Annotated in this window: 17 protein-coding genes; all 17 read right to left on the reverse strand. The window is 39.1% G+C overall.

The window, feature by feature from the left end; all coding sequences use genetic code 11:
- Positions 1 to 582: 582 nt before the first annotated feature.
- A complete protein-coding gene (gene ylqF, locus ACQKIM_RS06010; RefSeq protein ID WP_427540547.1) occupies positions 583 to 1,461 on the reverse strand; it encodes a ribosome biogenesis GTPase YlqF in 879 nt (292 codons plus the stop codon).
- A gap of 60 nt (positions 1,462 to 1,521) precedes the next feature.
- On the reverse strand, positions 1,522 to 2,091 hold the full coding sequence (lepB, locus tag ACQKIM_RS06015) for a signal peptidase I (protein WP_427540550.1): 570 nt from the start codon (positions 2,089 to 2,091) through the stop codon (positions 1,522 to 1,524).
- A 106-nt stretch (positions 2,092 to 2,197) separates the two neighbouring features.
- The gene (gene rplS / locus ACQKIM_RS06020; protein ID WP_024362054.1) at positions 2,198 to 2,542 is read right to left on the reverse strand and encodes a 50S ribosomal protein L19; all 345 of its coding nucleotides are present in this window, start codon (positions 2,540 to 2,542) and stop codon (positions 2,198 to 2,200) included.
- Positions 2,543 to 2,667: 125 nt separating this feature from the next.
- A complete protein-coding gene (gene trmD / locus ACQKIM_RS06025; RefSeq protein ID WP_427540914.1) occupies positions 2,668 to 3,396 on the reverse strand; it encodes a tRNA (guanosine(37)-N1)-methyltransferase TrmD in 729 nt (242 codons plus the stop codon).
- The gene (gene rimM / locus ACQKIM_RS06030) at positions 3,396 to 3,911 is read right to left on the reverse strand and encodes a ribosome maturation factor RimM (protein ID WP_427540554.1); all 516 of its coding nucleotides are present in this window, start codon (positions 3,909 to 3,911) and stop codon (positions 3,396 to 3,398) included. The genes trmD and rimM overlap by 1 nt, the downstream gene beginning before the upstream one ends.
- Positions 3,912 to 4,540: 629 nt before the next feature.
- Entirely contained in the window at positions 4,541 to 4,774 is a 234-nt protein-coding gene (locus ACQKIM_RS06035) for a KH domain-containing protein (RefSeq protein WP_427540557.1), read from the reverse strand.
- Positions 4,775 to 4,789: 15 nt separating this feature from the next.
- Positions 4,790 to 5,062 carry a 30S ribosomal protein S16 gene (gene rpsP / locus ACQKIM_RS06040; protein ID WP_004269411.1) on the reverse strand — a complete coding sequence of 91 codons (273 nt, stop codon included), beginning with the start codon at positions 5,060 to 5,062 and terminating at the stop codon, positions 4,790 to 4,792.
- 94 nt (positions 5,063 to 5,156) lie between these two features.
- A complete protein-coding gene (ffh, locus tag ACQKIM_RS06045) occupies positions 5,157 to 6,515 on the reverse strand; it encodes a signal recognition particle protein (RefSeq protein WP_427540560.1) in 1,359 nt (452 codons plus the stop codon).
- Between the two features lie 12 nt (positions 6,516 to 6,527).
- Positions 6,528 to 6,863 (reverse strand): putative DNA-binding protein, encoded by a 336-nt coding sequence (locus ACQKIM_RS06050; protein ID WP_427540563.1) that lies wholly within the window; start codon positions 6,861 to 6,863, stop codon positions 6,528 to 6,530.
- Positions 6,864 to 7,358: 495 nt separating this feature from the next.
- On the reverse strand, positions 7,359 to 8,609 hold the full coding sequence (ftsY, locus tag ACQKIM_RS06055) for a signal recognition particle-docking protein FtsY (protein ID WP_427540566.1): 1,251 nt from the start codon (positions 8,607 to 8,609) through the stop codon (positions 7,359 to 7,361).
- Positions 8,606 to 12,187: a chromosome segregation protein SMC gene (smc, locus tag ACQKIM_RS06060; protein ID WP_427540569.1), complete on the reverse strand. Its 3,582-nt coding sequence runs from the start codon at positions 12,185 to 12,187 to the stop codon at positions 8,606 to 8,608. Before smc ends, ftsY begins: the two co-directional genes overlap by 4 nt.
- Before the next feature lie 3 nt (positions 12,188 to 12,190).
- Positions 12,191 to 12,955, reverse strand: coding sequence for a ribonuclease III (gene rnc / locus ACQKIM_RS06065; protein WP_427540571.1), 765 nt, complete (start codon positions 12,953 to 12,955; stop codon positions 12,191 to 12,193).
- Between the two features lie 334 nt (positions 12,956 to 13,289).
- The gene (gene acpP / locus ACQKIM_RS06070) at positions 13,290 to 13,526 is read right to left on the reverse strand and encodes an acyl carrier protein (protein ID WP_427540574.1); all 237 of its coding nucleotides are present in this window, start codon (positions 13,524 to 13,526) and stop codon (positions 13,290 to 13,292) included.
- A 58-nt stretch (positions 13,527 to 13,584) separates the two neighbouring features.
- On the reverse strand, positions 13,585 to 14,331 hold the full coding sequence (gene fabG, locus ACQKIM_RS06075) for a 3-oxoacyl-[acyl-carrier-protein] reductase (RefSeq protein WP_427540577.1): 747 nt from the start codon (positions 14,329 to 14,331) through the stop codon (positions 13,585 to 13,587).
- Positions 14,324 to 15,277, reverse strand: coding sequence for an ACP S-malonyltransferase (gene fabD / locus ACQKIM_RS06080; protein WP_427540580.1), 954 nt, complete (start codon positions 15,275 to 15,277; stop codon positions 14,324 to 14,326). Before fabD ends, fabG begins: the two co-directional genes overlap by 8 nt.
- 198 nt (positions 15,278 to 15,475) lie before the next feature.
- Positions 15,476 to 16,468, reverse strand: coding sequence for a phosphate acyltransferase PlsX (gene plsX / locus ACQKIM_RS06085; protein ID WP_427540583.1), 993 nt, complete (start codon positions 16,466 to 16,468; stop codon positions 15,476 to 15,478).
- Between the two features lie 11 nt (positions 16,469 to 16,479).
- Complete coding sequence (fapR, locus tag ACQKIM_RS06090; RefSeq protein ID WP_427540917.1) at positions 16,480 to 17,043, reverse strand: transcription factor FapR; 564 nt, start codon at positions 17,041 to 17,043, stop codon at positions 16,480 to 16,482.
- Positions 17,044 to 17,129 lie beyond the last annotated feature (86 nt).

Raw genomic sequence — 17,129 nt, forward strand, 5'->3', positions numbered from 1 at the left:
CAAAGTAGTTTTACGCATAAAATGTAGGTTAACAGCTGTAGAATTTGTACCAATATTCTATCCATTTAATGATGGTGAGTAACATGCTTTTACTTCACTTTACTTTTGAGGGAAGAAAATATTTAAAGTTCTATACTATTGCTGATTGGAGTGCAAGGCTACTCGACTCCCGTGGGATAGCGAGACAGACGAGACCCTGCACGGAGCGTCAGTGCAGGAAGCGGCTCGTCGCTCGCCCACTGGAAAGCGAGTAGCCTGGAACGGAAATCACCTTCATTTTGACTAAATATTCACAAAGAGTCCCTTGCCTATTTAATTTTTCAACACTATGACTAAAGTTTACTTTAGTTTTGGTTGTGCGTCACTTTCCTCCTTTCATCTGATTTTGATTGAATTTATTTCCTTGCAGATAGATTATAAAGTCGAAAGGTTAAAATAAGGTTAAAAAAATAACATTTTTTGTGAAAATCCAAAAATATTATTAAGTCACTTACGCACAGTAAAGATCTGCTAAATCGAGATAAAAAGTTAAAAAACGGCTGTCGAGATTATTCATTTTCTCGACAGCCGTTTTATATGCTTCTATTCTTCTGTTAATGCCTCTTTTTCCAGTTGCTCATCTACAAAATCAAATGTTAATTTACCTAATTGTAAGCCTCGAATATCACGTACGATTAATTGAGCTACTTGGTCATAATCAATTTCGCCACCTTGTCCAAAGACGCGGCGAAGCTTACCGATATGGTCGAAGGTTTCCACTAAATCTTCATGGAGAAACTCAAAGCCATAGCGCTCCTCCATGCGCTTTGGATAGTGAGTAGATAAAAAACGTAGACCATAGACAGCTAAATCCTCCATATTTGTAATGGTATCTTTAATAGCACCTGTTAATGCTAATTTATAGCCTACTTCCTGATCTTCGAATTTTGGCCATAAAATACCTGGAGTATCAAGTAATTCAAGCTCCTTACCAACCTTTATCCATTGCTGAGCCTTTGTTACCCCCGGAGTATTCCCTGTTTTTGCAATATTTTTTTTAGCTAGGCGATTGATTAGGGTTGATTTTCCTACGTTTGGAATGCCGACTATCATCGCACGGATTGCTCTAGGTTTCATCCCACGCGCTTTCATACGCTCGAATTTTTCTTTTAAAATTTCTTGTGCTGCTTTCGTTACCAATTGTAAGCCTTTGCCTTCAAGAGAATTGATAGCCACTGCCTTATGACCATGCTGTGCAAAATAATCTACCCATTTCCTTGTTTCCTGCTCATCAGCCATATCTGATTTATTTAAAATAAGAAGACGTGGCTTTTGATTGATCACTTCGTCTATCATTGGATTACGCGAGGATAATGGTAAACGTGCATCAATTAATTCAAATATAATATCAACTAGCTTTAATTTTTCTGTTACTTCTCTTCGGGCCTTTGCCATATGCCCTGGAAACCATTGTATAGTCATATCTATACCTCCTAAACTAAAAGAAAAAGGGAGTGTAAGTTCTCCCTTTCTTGCATTGCATTACTTTACAATTTTTATATCACTAAACGGCCAGAAAATTAAACTTGTATTCCCGATAATCTCTTTTTGATCAACAAGCCCAATATGACGGCTATCCTTACTATATCGACGATTATCTCCCATTACGAACACAAAGCCCTTTGGAATGACATTCTCTTTTAAGGACGCATCAATATCGTTTAATGAAAAATCTTCTGTTAATGTACCTTCAGTAATTTGTGATTTGTAGGTATCTAAATAGGGCTCATCGATCGGTTCACCATTTATATATAATTGATCATTTTTATATTCTAATGTCTCTCCTGGCAACCCAATAACACGCTTAATATAGTTTTTCTTCTCTGGAGCATGGAATACTACTATATCAAAGCGTTTTGGCTCTCCTATTTTATAACCAATTTTGTTCACAATCATACGGTCGCCATTTTCAAGGGTTGGCATCATAGACTCACCATCTACTGCAATCGGTGTAAATAAAAAATAACGAATAACTGCTGCAATCGCAAATGCAATTAGAAGTGCCTTCGTCCATTCCCATAATTCATTCTTTTCCTTCACTTGTTTTTCCATCGAGATTTGCCCCCTTGTCTATCCCCATTTTAGATGATAGCTATTTAAGATGACAAGCAAAAAGAAAAGGGGCTTGCAATACAAGCCCCTCACTTTTAAGCCATAATTATCGAATTTCTTTAATACGAGCAGCTTTACCACGTAGGTTACGTAGGTAGTAAAGTTTAGCACGACGTACTTTACCACGACGTACAACTTCTAAGTTAGCGATTTTTGGTGTGTGTACAGGGAAAGTACGTTCAACACCTACACCGTAAGAAATTTTACGAACTGTGAAAGTTTCGCTAATACCGCCACCACGACGTTTAATAACTACACCTTCGTATACTTGGATACGTTCACGAGTACCCTCTACTACTTTCACGTGTACCTTAACAGTATCACCAGGACGGAAAGCTGGTAGATCAGTGCGAAGCTGAGCTTTTGTAATTTCTGTAATAATGTTTGACATTGTTTTCTCTCCTTAGACAGATGCTCTTGCACGCAATCTATGCCACAGCGGAACACCGTAATTCAGTACTTCACATAGAAGTACAGATTAGATGTTACCACAAATATAAACAGCAATCAAGCATCTTAATGGTTGTTTTTAAGATTTTCTACATACACTTTTTGTTTATCTGTTAATGGATAGTTTTCTAGTAAATCTGGGCGACGCTCCAATGTTCTTTTGAGTGACTGCTCTTCACGCCACTGCTCAATTTTTGCGTGATTTCCTGATAGTAAAATATCAGGTACTTTCATTCCGCGAAAATCAGCTGGTCGCGTATAATGAGGGTGCTCTAAAAGACCTGTAGAAAATGAGTCTTGTATATGGGACTCTTCCTGCCCTAAAACGCCAGGTAGTAATCGTACAACACTATCTATAACCGTCATAGCTCCTAGCTCTCCACCAGTTAAAACGAAATCTCCAATGGAAATTTCGTCTGTGACAAGATGCTGCCGAATGCGTTCATCATAACCTTCGTAATGACCGCATAAAAAAACAAGCTCCTTTTCTTGTGCTAGCTCTTCAGCCTTTCTTTGAGTAAAGCGTTCCCCTTGTGGACACATCAAGATGATTCGAGGATTTTTCCCAGCTGTAATCGCCTCTACCGCGCTAAACATCGGCTCAGGCTTCAACACCATCCCCGCACCACCGCCATACGGATAATCGTCCACTTGATTATGCTTGTTACCTGAAAATGTTCGAATATCAGTAACTTCTAGCTGAACAGCGCCTTTTTCCTGTGCCTTCTTCAATATTGAGGCACCAAAAATGCCTGTAAACATATCAGGAAACAGACTTAACACATGAATATTCATCATAGTAGACCATCCATTACATGAATCACAATTTTCTTGTCATCAACATTAATTTCCTTGACAATGTCTTCGATATATGGGATGTAATGCTCTTTTTTAGCACCCTTTACCACCCATACATCATTGGCACCTGTTTGAAGAATATCTGACACTACGCCAATCGTTTCGCCCTCTTCAGAAACAACTGTACATCCCATAATCTCATGAAAGAAAAATTCGTTTTCCTGTAATAAATCATCTGACAATTGGTCCTTTGTAACTTTTAGCATACCTTCTTTAAAAGGCTCTACAAAATTAATATTGTCCATGCCTTCAAAAGTTAATAAAATAAAGTTTTTATGACGACGTACCGATACAATTGTTACCCATGTCGGTTTTTTATCATTTTTTTTAAATGCTGCAAGCCTATTCCCTACTGCAAATCGTTCTTCTTCAAAATCTGTTGTTGATAAAACACGCACCTCACCACGAATTCCGTGCGTATTGACTATACGACCTACATTAAACCATTCCACAAATTTCACCTCATATCAATTTCGCCTTGGCGTAATTGTTGCTGTCGCTTCGCTTTCGCACAGATAAACAATGCGTCCGGATTTTGAATTGTGCACGCACAATTCATTCCTTTGAAAATCCGTGACATCCGCCAGAGGTTTTATCTTCATTCAGTAGGTGTTTGGATACCCACTGAAAAGGAACCAAAACTGCATTCATCTCACTACCTGTAGAGGTGGGAGTCTTCTGATGAATGAAGATAAAAAATGATAAAACATACTGTCTCCTTTAAGCTACTTGCTAATCAGAGTTTAAAAGTAACCATTCTCTCACTTTTTTCTAAAAAGCAGCTAAACATTTTGGAGAAGATGTTTTAGCTAAAGTATCTCAATGTTATTATGCTCAATTTTCTCTCAATATAATTGCTTTAAGTATATACCTATGAGGCACAAAGTAACAGATGACATTCTTTTCAACCTCCCATACATAAAGGAGATAAAAAAGGAAGGAACCGGCAAGCTCCCTCCTCCATAGTCCAGATTTTACGCTCCATGCTCAAGACCACTCCGAATTCCTAAATGCATGTAAACATACCAATCAGGACTCTCCTGTGCTTGCCGCGTGTAAAAAAGCGTGAACATCTATTCTATCAATCCAATATATCGACGTAGGTTTTTTTTTGATGGTGACTACCTGCCGCTGAATAAACAATTGTACGAATCGCTTTCGCTACTCGCCCTTGTTTGCCTATGACTTTCCCTCGATCCTCTGAATGAACAAAAAGTTTATAAACAATTCGATTTGCATTTTCATCCGTCTCAATACGAACTTCTTCTGGATAATCGACTAACGGTAAAACGATTGCTTCAATCAGCTGCTTCAAAAACGTCGCCCCCGATTATTTACTGAATTTTTGGTTATGGAATTTTTCCATGATTCCTTGTTCTGAGAACAAGTTACGCACTGTATCTGATGGTTTTGCACCGTCAGCTAACCATTTAAGAGCTTTCTCTTCATCGATGTTTACAGTAGCTGGTTGAGTTAGTGGGTTGTAAGTACCAACTGTTTCGATTTGACGACCGTCACGTGGTGAACGAGCATCTGCAACTACGATACGATAGAAAGGAGATTTTTTAGCTCCCATACGTTTTAAGCGAATTTTAACTGCCATATTAATAGCACCTCCGAATAAGTTTCACACAAGATAGTATATTATCAATGTTTAGGTTGTTTGTAAAGTGTTTTTTCTTAACACCTAAAAATTATTATTTAAACAATGAATCAAAGCCTGGTAATTTCATTTTTTTCTTCCCTTTACCACTTGCCATACCAGTCATTTGCTTCATCATTTTTTTCATTTCATCGAATTGCTTTATGAGACGATTTACCTCTTGAATAGATGTCCCAGAGCCTTTTGCAATACGTTTTTTGCGGCTACCATTAATGATTTCCGGATTTGTCTTCTCTGCCTTTGTCATCGAATAAATAATTGCTTCTACACGGCCCATTTGTTTATCATCTACTTTTACATTATCTAAGCCTTTGATTTTGTTAGCACCTGGAAGCATTTTTAGAATTTCATCAAGAGGTCCCATTTTCTTGACTTGCTGTAATTGTTCAACAAAATCATCGAATGTAAAGGTTTGGGATTTGAACTTTTCTTCTAATTCTTTAGCTTTGGCTTCATCTACATTCGCTTGCGCTTTTTCGATTAGTGACAGAACATCACCCATACCTAATATACGAGATGCCATACGCTCTGGATGGAATGGTTCAAGGGCATCCATTTTTTCGCCCATTCCGACAAATTTAATTGGTTTTTGTGTTACAGAACGGATAGATAATGCCGCACCACCACGCGTATCACCATCTAGCTTTGTTAAAACAACCCCTGTAATACCAATTGCTTCATTAAAGCTTTCTGCTACGTTTACAGCATCCTGTCCAGTCATTGCATCGACAACTAGGAATACCTCATCTGGCTCCTTTAACCCACGAATATCTTTTAATTCTTGCATTAAATCCTCATCAATATGCAAGCGACCAGCTGTATCGATAATGACAACGTCATGATGCTCTTCTTTTGCTTTTTCAATTGCCTGACGCGCAATTTCTACTGGTGATACGTCTGTTCCTAAGGAGAAAACAGGTAATGATAGCTGTTTTCCTAACGTTTGTAATTGTTGAACTGCCGCTGGACGATAAACGTCAGCTGCTACAAGCAAGGGCTTACGGTTATATTTTTTACGTAGCACATTTGCCAGTTTACCTGTAGTCGTCGTTTTCCCTGCACCCTGTAAGCCGACCATCATAATAACTGTTGGTGGCTTTGTATTAAATTTAATGGGACTTTGCTCACCGCCCATCAGTTGTGTTAATTCGTCCTGTACGATTTTAATTACTTGCTGGCCTGGTGTTAGGCTTTGCATAACATCTACACCAACTGCACGTTCGCTGACCTTTTTCACGAATTCTTTGACTACTTTTAAGTTAACATCCGCCTCGATTAAAGCAAATCGGACTTCACGCATCATTTCTTTAACGTCTTGTTCCGATACCTTACCTTTACCTTTAATCTTTTGGATCGTTCCTTGGAGTCGTTCCGCTAATCCTTCAAAAGCCATTGCTTTCGCCTCCTAATCCCATTCTTTCAACTGCTCAATAAGCGCAAGCTGTTCTTCAGCCGTCATGCTTTGTCCTGTTATTCCAGCTGTTAGCTGCGCAAGCATTTGTGTACGTTTTTGAAATTTGTCTAATAAACAAAGTTTTTCTTCATATTCTTCAAGCATCGCTTCTGTTCGACGAATATTATCATAAACAGCTTGACGTGAAATTCCGTATAATTCAGCGATTTCTCCAAGTGAGTTATCATCTAAATAATACAGTTCCATATAACTTCGTTGCTTATCTGTTAATAATGCTTGATAAAAATCGAAGAGAAAGTTCATGCGTGTTGTTTTTTCAAGTAGCATCGAATGTTTCTCCTCCTGTCCTTAGTCATTTGTATCATAACGAAATACGCCCGTCTGTGTCAAGGCAATTCCCTTGTCTAAAAGCCTCCATTCACTGCTTTCAGGTGTCTTACACCAATTGCCAGCATTCCCTTTTAAACAATGAATTGTCCATTTCACATACGAACGTTTCACTAACTAAATTACACAACTATCAATTACGCCCAAGCATAATTGCGTCTGGATTTTTTCGAGCCCCCAGAAAAGCTCCTCTTCAAAATCTGTGACATCTGCCAGAGGCTTTAGGCCAACAGATGTTTTTTGCGCGAAAGCGTAGTGCTAAAATAGCGTCAGTAGCACAATGTTGGTCACTCAGGCGTTTTCTCAGGATATGAAGATCTTATTTAGTGGTTTGTACGCCCGCTGAATAGGGAAAAATAGCATCTAGCTCACCCCTATAGAGATGGGCGTATTTTGTACTGACGTTTCACTTTTGATACAGTAAGATCTGTTGAATCAAGATTCCTCATTATTTTGTAATTCTTTATCTAACCCCTCAGCAAATAAACCATAGACATAGCGTTCTGCATCAAATGGCTGAAGATCATCCATCTTCTCACCAAGGCCTACAAACTTAACAGGAATGTGTAATTTATTACGGATTGCGAGGACAATACCGCCTTTTGCTGTACCATCGAGCTTCGTTAAGACAATTCCTGTAACATTTGTCGCTTCCTTAAACGTTTGTGCCTGCACAAGTGCATTTTGACCAGTAGTTGCATCTAAAGCCAATAATACTTCATGTGGTGCATTAGGTATTTCACGTGAAATGACACGATGTACTTTTTCGAGCTCATTCATTAAATTGACTTTGTTCTGCAAACGTCCAGCTGTATCACAAATTAACACATCTGCTTTGCGATTTTTCGCTGCACGAATAGCATCGTACATCACTGCTGCTGGGTCAGAACCCTCTGATTGTTTAATGACCTCACAGCCAACACGGTCGCCCCATACTTGTAATTGATCGATGGCTCCAGCACGGAACGTATCACCCGCAGCCAAAACAACTGTTTTACCCTGAGATGTTAAACGATGCGCAAGTTTACCAATTGTTGTTGTTTTCCCAACGCCGTTTACTCCAACAAATAGAATCACTGTTAGGTCACCATCGGGCTGCATGTTTAAATCAATTAAATCTTCTTCACCTTGCTCATAAATTTCAACAAGCTTCTCAGAGATTACTGTTTGAATGCCATTTGTATCTTTAATATTCTTTCGTTGAACCTCAAAACGTAATTTATCCATTAGCTCCATAACTGTTTCAAAGCCAACGTCAGCCTGCAGTAATAAATCTTCTAGTTCTTCAAAGAAATCCTCATCCACTTTTCGATAACGTGCCACTAAATCGTTTACTTTTGAGGTAAAGGAATTTCGCGTTTTTTCCAGACCAGCTTTGAATTTTTGCGTAATGGACCATGCAGAAGGTTTTTTCTCTTCCACAATCGCAACCTCTTGCACTTCTTGCTGCTCTGGTTCCTCCATTAATTCAGGAAGTTCTGTTTCAATAGGACTCTCCGTTTTTGAAGTTTCCTCTACTTTGTCAATCTCCTCTACAGTTGCTTCGATAAGAGTAGGCTCTGCGGCATCTTCATGCTTTTGCTCGTCAGCAGTTCCAGACTCATTTTCATTAACTTCTACAACTTTTTCTTCTTCTTCTGCTGGATTACCCATCAGCTTATCTTTTAAACGTTTAAAAAAACTCATGCTTGTTCGCTCCTTTGCTCCGCAAGTACGGGTTCATCTTCTAATTTTACTGATACAAGTTTCGAGACACCAGACTCCTGCATTGTAATCCCATACAATACATCGGCTCCCTCCATCGTTCCTTTACGATGGGTGATGACAATAAATTGTGTGTTTTGGCTAAATTTTTTCAAGTATTGACTATATCGAACTACATTTGCCTCATCTAGTGCTGCCTCAACTTCATCTAAAATACAGAATGGCACAGGTCGTATATTTAAGATAGAGAATAGTAATGCGATGGCAGTAAGTGCACGCTCACCACCAGAAAGCAAACTTAGATTTTGCAATTTTTTCCCTGGAGGTTGGGCCACAATTTCTATACCTGTTTCAAGTAAGTTTTGCGGCTCCAGTAATACTAAATCTGCTTGCCCACCGCCAAATAATTCACGGAATACACGTTTAAATTGTTCACGAATAGCATAGAACGTTTCGCTAAATCGCAATGTCATCTCCTCATCCATTTCTTTAATGGCTTCATGCAATGTTTCCTGAGCAGCAAGAAGATCCTCACGTTGCTCTGTCAAGAATGAATGACGTTCTAGCACTCTATCATATTCTTCAATCGCGCTCAAATTAACAGGACCAAGCTCTTCAATTGATTTTTTCAACAGTTTCACTCTGCGTCTCATATGTTCTTCATCTTTAATATCTATTGCAATCTCCTCAGCCTCCTCAAGGATTAGCTGATAGTTTTCCTCTAGCTGCTCATTAAAACTTTTAATTTCAAATTCTAAGCGACTCCGTTTTAGCTCATTTGCACGTATTGCTTCAAGGTAACCTTTATGTATACGTTGCAATTCTTTAAGCTGATCCTCAAAAGTAGCGAGTTGCTGCTGTTGTGCTACTTTTTCATCCTTTTTCTGAGTAATCGTGTTTTGTAATGAATCTCTTCTCTCTTTCCATGTAGCAACCTGTTCCTCTACTTCTTCATCACTTAAAAGTTTTGTTGATTCATCAGATTGTAGCCAGATTATTTCCTGAGAAATACTATCCATCTTTTGCTGAGCCTTGTTTAATTGTAAAGCTATTTCTGCTGTAGCAATTTGTACTTGGGACATTTGCTCTTGAATAACTGCTAATTTGGAGCGTTTTTCTGCCAATTGTTCACGCAGCACATCTTTCTCCGTTTCGCTCTGTAGCTTTATTTTGCTAAGGTGCTCTACAGTACCATTAATCTCTAATAGCTCTGTCGCAAGGGTTGTTAAACGATTTGTAGCCACTTCCCTTTGAGCTAATAATGTTTGCTCGCGTGTCTTAACATCTTGTGTCTCATTTGAGGCATAGGATACGCGTGCGGATAAGCTTTTCTCGACAACATCAAGCTCCCGAATACGACTTGCCTGTTGTAATTCGTCCTTTCGAAGCTGCTCGCCTACAAGTTTCAAATGTTCTACTTGATCTCGCAATGCTGCTAGCTTCTCCTTTTCCACTGAAACAGCCTGTTCAGCACTAAAAATAGATGCTTCCAACGCTTCTAATTTGACAATTAGACCATCTAATTCAGCCTTTCTTGTAAAAAGCGAAGATTGTTGCTTCGTTGCACCACCAGTCAATGAACCACCTGCATTAACAATATCACCATCAAGTGTCACCACACGATAGCGGAAACCACATAATCGAGCAATTTGACTTGCACCCTCTAAACTTGATGCAACAATTACATTGCCTAGAAGATTCTCAACAATTGTACGATTATCCTCATGGAACGTCACAAGCCCCTCCGCCATTTGTACAAAAGCAGGATGCTCTATTGCTAATTGAATAGTAGATGGACTGATTTTACGTGACTTCATAACTGTCTTTGGCAAAAATGTCGCACGACCAGCTCTTTTTTGCTTCAACCAATGTATAGCCTGTTGAGCATGACGCTCATCTATTGTCACGATATGTTGAGAAGCTGCACCTAAGGCTGTTTCAATCGCTTGGGAGTATTTTCCGTCTACTTGAATTAATTCAGCGACAGCCCCTTCAATACCTACGAGCTCACCTTTATCACGGGCCAGTAATACTTCTTTAACACCCTGGAAGAAACCTGAAAAGTCAGCTTCAAGCTCTGCTAATGTATCTTTTCTAGCCTTAAGCTGCTGTTGGTGTTGATAAGCTTTATAAAGCATGTCCTGCTTTTCATTAAAAGATGCATTGACCCTTTTAAGCTCTATTTGCAATGATTCATACTGCTCAAGCTTTCCTTGCAAATCCTTTGTTGTAGTATTGTGAGCCATAGCTAGCTTTTCTTTTTCTGTAATAATTTGGGCAAGCTCTTGTCCGATTTCATCTGTTTGATCTGTCATTCGTGCTGCCATCGCTTTTTGCTGCTCCAATTGTTGATCAATATTCTTTAATTCGTTTTTAATCGTTGCCTCTTCATTTAAAGAGTCAATATAGCGGTTTTTTTGCTCTTCAATCTCTTGCTCAATTTCTGTAACAGAGCGATTTACTGATTGTTCCAGTTGCTTGATGCTCTGTTTTAACACCAGTACGTCTTGCTGCTTCACCGTAAATAGCTCTTTTTTTTCTGCTTCCTGTAAAATCAGAGCCTCTACCTCAGCCTTTGCCTCCTCTAATGAGGCATTCAATTGCAGCAATTGATTCGATGCATTTTGTCGCTTCTCTGCCATCAATGCCTTACGACCATCCCAGCGTTCGACTTCCATTGTCGCATTCACAAAGTCCGATTGAGTAGTATCTAAGTAGTCATCTAGCTCCTTTAACAGTTTGCGAATACTTGTTGCTTGTTTTTCGACAGCAGCAATGGAATGGGCTTGTTTTTGCTCTGTCTCAGATAACTCTGTGAACTCAGCTTCCAGAGCATGCAAAGATTGTGCACAATTTTTTAAATCGTGCACAAGAATAGCGATATCAAAATCTTTTAACTCTGTAGACATTTGCACATAATCTCTTGCACTCGATGCCTGAATTTCAAGCGGTTCAAGCCGACTATCTAATTCATGTAATATATCTAACACACGATATAAATTTTCATCTGTTTCAACAAGTTTATGCTCTGCCTTTTTCTTTCTTAGTTTGTACTTTAATACACCAGCTGCCTCTTCGAAAATCGAACGTCGGTCATCGGGTCTGCTATTTAAAATCTCATCAACACGGCCTTGCGAAATAATTGAAAATGCCTCTTTTCCAAGACCTGAATCCATAAACAAGTCCGTAATATCCTTCAGGCGACACTGTTGGTTATTTAATAAATATTCACTATCACCTGAACGGTATACGCGTCTTGTTACGCTGACCTCTGTATATGAAAAAGCAAGTTGTTCATCTGTATTATCTAAAACTAATGTTACCTCCGCAAAATTTAGCGGCTTTCGAGAATCGCTGCCAGCAAAAATAACATCCTCCATCTTAGATCCACGTAACGACTTTGCCGATTGCTCCCCAAGTACCCAACGAATAGCATCAGTGACATTACTTTTCCCACTGCCATTTGGTCCGACAACTGCTGTAACACCAGGTACAAAATCAATTCCAATGCGCTCCGCAAAAGATTTAAAGCCAATCACTTCGAGTCGTTTTAGGAACATTTATTAAGCCTCCTCTTTCGCAGCTTGCTCACGCATTGTTCGCATTGCACATTGTGCAGCTTGCTGCTCGGCTTCTTTTTTCGATTTCCCTCGACCAATACCAAGCTCCTGTCCATTCAATAGAACACTTGATACAAAGGTACGGTTATGTGCAGGACCCTTTTCATCAATAATTTCGTAATGAAGTAATCCGTTATTTGTTTGTTGTACCATTTCTTGCAATTGGCTTTTAAAATCCATCACATGCGAAAAAGCACCGATTTCTACTTTTGGGAACACGATACGTTCTAAAAATGACACGACCGTTTGCAAATCTTGATCTAAATAAAGAGCACCTACAAATGACTCAAAAACATCAGCAAGTAGCGCTGGGCGTTCCCGTCCACCTGTCAATTCCTCACCTTTTCCGAGTAATACGAAGCGACCAAAACCTAATTCATTTGCAAAAATAACAAGAGATGGCTCACATACAATAGATGCTCGTAGCTTCGTTAACTCGCCCTCACTCATACTAGGGTATTTCTCAAAGAGGTATTTAGAAACAGACAGTTCAAGTACTGCGTCTCCTAAAAATTCAAGACGCTCATTATCCGTAAACAATTTACGGCGATGCTCATTCACATAAGATGAATGCGTGAATGCTTGATACAATAAATTTTTATTAATAAATGTGATACTTAATTCATGCTGTAACAGCTCGAATTGATTGCGTACTTTTTCAGGAAGTACGCCAGATTTCTGCATAGTTCCTTTTCTTTTCATAGCCATTGAACAATCTGCCTTCCTAATAGTTTCTACCGTCTTAGTGTACCTTTTTCAAGGCGTTTATGCAAAATTATTTCGGCTTAAATACAATGTTTTGGAAGTTTTTTTGCAAATTAATTTCCAAGACAAAAAAAGGGACGACTATAGTTCAAAAAATGAACCATTTCGCACCCTTTTAAATACACCTTAGCAATATAAATCTGCTCTTAATATTCGAATCAGAACAGTAATAATTTCTGCAAGAGGCTTTAACTTTATTCAACTATCTCATAAACACTTACCGCATTCATGTCAGCACCTATAATGGTGATCAATTTTGAATAAAGTTAAAATGAAATTAGTTTAATTTACTTTCAATGTATGAAATTGCAGAACCTACTGTTGAGATTTTTTCAGCATCTTCATCAGAAATTTCCATATCAAACTCGTCTTCAAGTTCCATTACAAGTTCAACTACATCTAATGAGTCAGCACCTAAATCATCACGGAAAGAAGCTTCTAGTGTTACTTCGCTTTCTTCAACGCCTAAGCGGTCCACGATTACTTTTGTTACGCGATCTAATACTGTAGACAAATCATTCACCTCCCCTCAAATGATTATACAAAAAAAACTTATTGATGACTAATTGAAATTACATCACCATGCCGCCATCAATATGCAATGTCTGACCCGTCATATAATTTGCATCATCTGAAGCTAGAAAAGCTACTGCCTTTGCAATATCCTCCGGCTGCCCAAGTTTCGCCAGTGGAATTTGAGTTAGCATTCCCTGCTTTAATTCTTCTGGTAATTGATCTGTCATTTCTGTTTCGATAAATCCTGGTGCAATCGCATTTACTAAAATATTTCGCGATGCTAATTCCTTTGCTGTTGTTTTTGTTAATCCAATTACACCAGCTTTAGCAGCTACATAATTTGCCTGCCCAGCATTACCAGCAACTCCAACGATAGAAGAAATATTAATAATGCGCCCTGCTCGCTGCTTCATCATTTGACGTGTTACAGCTTTGGTGCAAAGGAAAACACCTTTAAGATTTGTATCTAACACATCATCCCATTCGTCTTCCTTCATACGCATTAACAAGTTATCACGTGTGATTCCTGCATTATTCACTAAAATATCAAGTGAGCCAAATGTCTTCACTGCTGTATCCATTAATGCTGTAACTTCCTCTGTTTGTGACACACTCGCTTGTACGGCAATAGCCTCTCCGCCATTTTCTTGAATCATTGCGACAACCTCTTCTGCCTTTGCTTGAGAGCCACTATAGTTAACGACAACTTTAGCTCCTTCATCAGCAAGCTTTAATGCTATAGCACGTCCTATTCCACGCGAAGCGCCTGTTACAACGGCTACCTTACCCTCTAATTTACGCATTAATTGTCCACTCCTTTGCCGCTTCTATCACTGCCTCTAACGATGCTTCATCATAAACACAATAAGTTGCAACAGAGCGATCGATTTTTTTCACTAAGCCGCTTAATACTTTACCTGGACCACATTCAATAAAGACATCAACACCTTGCGCAATCATTTCACGCACAGAAGCTTCCCACTGTACGGCACTATAAACTTGTTCTACTAATTCTTGTTGAATAGCAGAGACATTCTCTAATTCTTTTGCCATAACATTACCGATTACTGGAATTCGGGGCTCTAATAATGATATAGTCGCTAATGTTGCTCCTAATTTATCAGAGGATGGACGCATTAACTCTGAATGGAACGGACCACTAACAACTAAAGGAATTGCTCGTTTGGCACCTGCTTCCTTTGCAGCTACAGAAGCTTTTTCAACGCCTTCCTTTGTACCAGAAATAACGATTTGCCCTGGACAGTTAACATTTGCTACCTGAACCGGATCACCTGCTTCAGATACTTTTTCAGTTACTTCATGCAGTGCCTCAAGCTCCATCCCAAGAATGGCTGCCATTGCCCCCTGTCCAGCAGGTACAGCTTCATTCATATAAAGACCACGCTTATGCACAACAGAAACTGCATCTTCAAAAGATAACACGCCTGCTATAACAAGTGCTCCGTATTCTCCAAGTGAATGTCCAGCAGCATAATTTGGCGTAATTCCTGCTGCCTGCAATTTTTCTGCAACCATTACACCAGTTGTTAATAGAGCTGGCTGTGCATGGTATGTTAATGTTAATTCCTCAGCAGGCCCCTCTAACATAAGCTTCGATAATTCAAAGCCAAGTGATTGATCTGCACGATTATAAAAAGCCTTGCTGTCTGCTGAATTTTCAACAAACTCCTGCCCCATACCTACTGTCTGTGAGCCTTGACCAGGAAAAATAAATGCTATTTTCGTCATTCTTCGTTAACCCCTTTTTAATCAATTATGCCTCGGCAAAATTGCGTCCAGAATCGGCTTTGTGCTTAGGCCTGCGTGATGCAGGTCAGTTAGCCGTTATCGCATGGATGCGATGGTTTTAGGCTAACATCCTTTATGAACTCCTTTCCGATTCCGTGACATCTGCCAGAGGCTTTAACTTCTTTCAACTGAAAGAAGTTAATCAATTTCTAAGTGACGCACTGTCTCGGTAATCGTTGAGATCACTGTATGCTCTACCATTGTACTTGCTTGGCGGATTGCACTGTAAATGGCTTTTGCATTGGATGAACCATGTGCCTTAATAACAGGTGCCTGTAAGCCAAATAAAGCTGCACCACCATACTCTGTATAGTCCATTTTATTTTTCAAATCACGTAAATTACTTTTCATCAGAGCTGCTGAAATTTTTGTTTTTGTAGAAGACATAAATGCCTCCTTCAGCATTGAAAATAAAGCACCCGCTGTTCCTTCGATTGATTTCAGCACCATATTTCCTGTAAAACCATCTGTTACAACAACATCTGCTACCCCTTCTAGTAAATCACGTGCTTCCACATTGCCAATAAAGTTTAAATCTGCTTCTTTTAACAGTTCAAAGGCAGCTTTAGTTAATTCGTTCCCTTTTTTATCCTCAGTACCGATATTCAGCAAACCAATACGCGGCTTTTGTAAGCCACCAACCTTTTTGGCATAAATATCACCCATAATTGCATATTGCAATAAATGCTCAGGTCGTGCATCTGCATTTGCACCAAGATCTAGCATTAAAAAGCCTTTACCATCTAATGTTGGTAATGTAGTCGCAAGCGCAGGTCTAGCAATCCCTTCAATTCGACCGACTTTAAATAGACCTCCTGCCATTAAAGCTCCTGTATTGCCTGCGGAAAGACATGCATCTGCTTTCCCTACTTCCACTGCATCCATTATTTTCGCCATAGATGAATCCTTTTTACGACGAACAGCGCGTGCAGGATCGTCAGTTCCTTCCACAACTTCTTCACAATGTATAACAGTCAAACGATCATGTATTTTTAAAAATGGCTCAAGCTTTTCTTGTTGACCATATAATTGTATTTCTAAATTTGGAATTTGCTCTAACGCCAAAAGCGCACCCTCAACAACTGATTTTGGTGCGTTGTCGCCACCCATTCCATCAAGTGCTAATTTCATTGTTGTTCACCTTAACCTTTCGTGCGGTACATATCAAATTCACCAACAAAAACAGTTTCACCATTTACTGTAGATGTTACCTCTACTTTTGTCCGATGATTTTCATCATTACGTGCGATAACAACTGCCTTTGTAATAACACGATCTCCAGCTCTAACAGGTTTCACAAATGTTATATTCGAATGCACTGTCAATGCCAGTTCGTCATCAATAACCGCTACCGCTAATGAGTTTGCTTGTGCGAACAAATGATGTCCACGGGCGATGCCATTGCGTTGAAAAACATGCTCTTCTTTTACGTCAAAAATAGATAATGCACGATTATCCAATTCAATATCAATAATTTCTCCGATTATTTCATCAATCGGTAGTGATTTTACTTCATTTTCATAGGTTTTCGAAGCAACATCTTTAATTCGCTCTCGCAATTCTGGAATTGCTAATTCCATGCGATCTAAACGAATCGTTTGGACACTCACCTGAAACTGTGTTGCAAGCTGTTCATCTGTGACGAATGGATTTTCAGCTATCGTTTCAGATAATAGTCGCTGTCGCTCTTTTTTCGTTCGTCTCAACATCATTCGCCACCTTTTTAGTTGTTATTAGCACTTGGTACTAATATCAGTATATAGACTATAAAAAAAGAATGCAAGACCTGTTT

Origin of the sequence: Lysinibacillus sp. NPDC047702, assembly GCF_050272555.1 — a bacterium.
In the GTDB taxonomy this organism is placed as follows: Bacteria; Bacillota; Bacilli; order Bacillales_A; family Planococcaceae; genus Lysinibacillus.

Bases quoted from the DNA above. Each gene is read 5' to 3' on its own strand.
- fabD (WP_427540580.1), bottom strand. From the start codon at position 15,277: ATGACGAAAATAGCATTTATTTTTCCTGGTCAAGGCTCACAGACAGTA.
- rnc (WP_427540571.1), bottom strand. From the start codon at position 12,955: ATGGCTATGAAAAGAAAAGGAACTATGCAGAAATCTGGCGTACTTCCT.
- rpsP (WP_004269411.1), bottom strand. From the start codon at position 5,062: ATGGCAGTTAAAATTCGCTTAAAACGTATGGGAGCTAAAAAATCTCCT.
- rplS (WP_024362054.1), bottom strand. From the start codon at position 2,542: ATGTCAAACATTATTACAGAAATTACAAAAGCTCAGCTTCGCACTGAT.
- ylqF (WP_427540547.1), bottom strand. From the start codon at position 1,461: ATGACTATACAATGGTTTCCAGGGCATATGGCAAAGGCCCGAAGAGAA.
- ACQKIM_RS06050 (WP_427540563.1), bottom strand. From the start codon at position 6,863: ATGCTACTTGAAAAAACAACACGCATGAACTTTCTCTTCGATTTTTAT.
- ftsY (WP_427540566.1), bottom strand. From the start codon at position 8,609: ATGAGTTTTTTTAAACGTTTAAAAGATAAGCTGATGGGTAATCCAGCA.
- lepB (WP_427540550.1), bottom strand. From the start codon at position 2,091: ATGGAAAAACAAGTGAAGGAAAAGAATGAATTATGGGAATGGACGAAG.
- plsX (WP_427540583.1), bottom strand. From the start codon at position 16,468: ATGAAATTAGCACTTGATGGAATGGGTGGCGACAACGCACCAAAATCA.
- trmD (WP_427540914.1), bottom strand. From the start codon at position 3,396: ATGAATATTCATGTGTTAAGTCTGTTTCCTGATATGTTTACAGGCATT.
- fabG (WP_427540577.1), bottom strand. From the start codon at position 14,331: ATGCGTAAATTAGAGGGTAAGGTAGCCGTTGTAACAGGCGCTTCGCGT.
- ffh (WP_427540560.1), bottom strand. From the start codon at position 6,515: ATGGCTTTTGAAGGATTAGCGGAACGACTCCAAGGAACGATCCAAAAG.
- smc (WP_427540569.1), bottom strand. From the start codon at position 12,187: ATGTTCCTAAAACGACTCGAAGTGATTGGCTTTAAATCTTTTGCGGAG.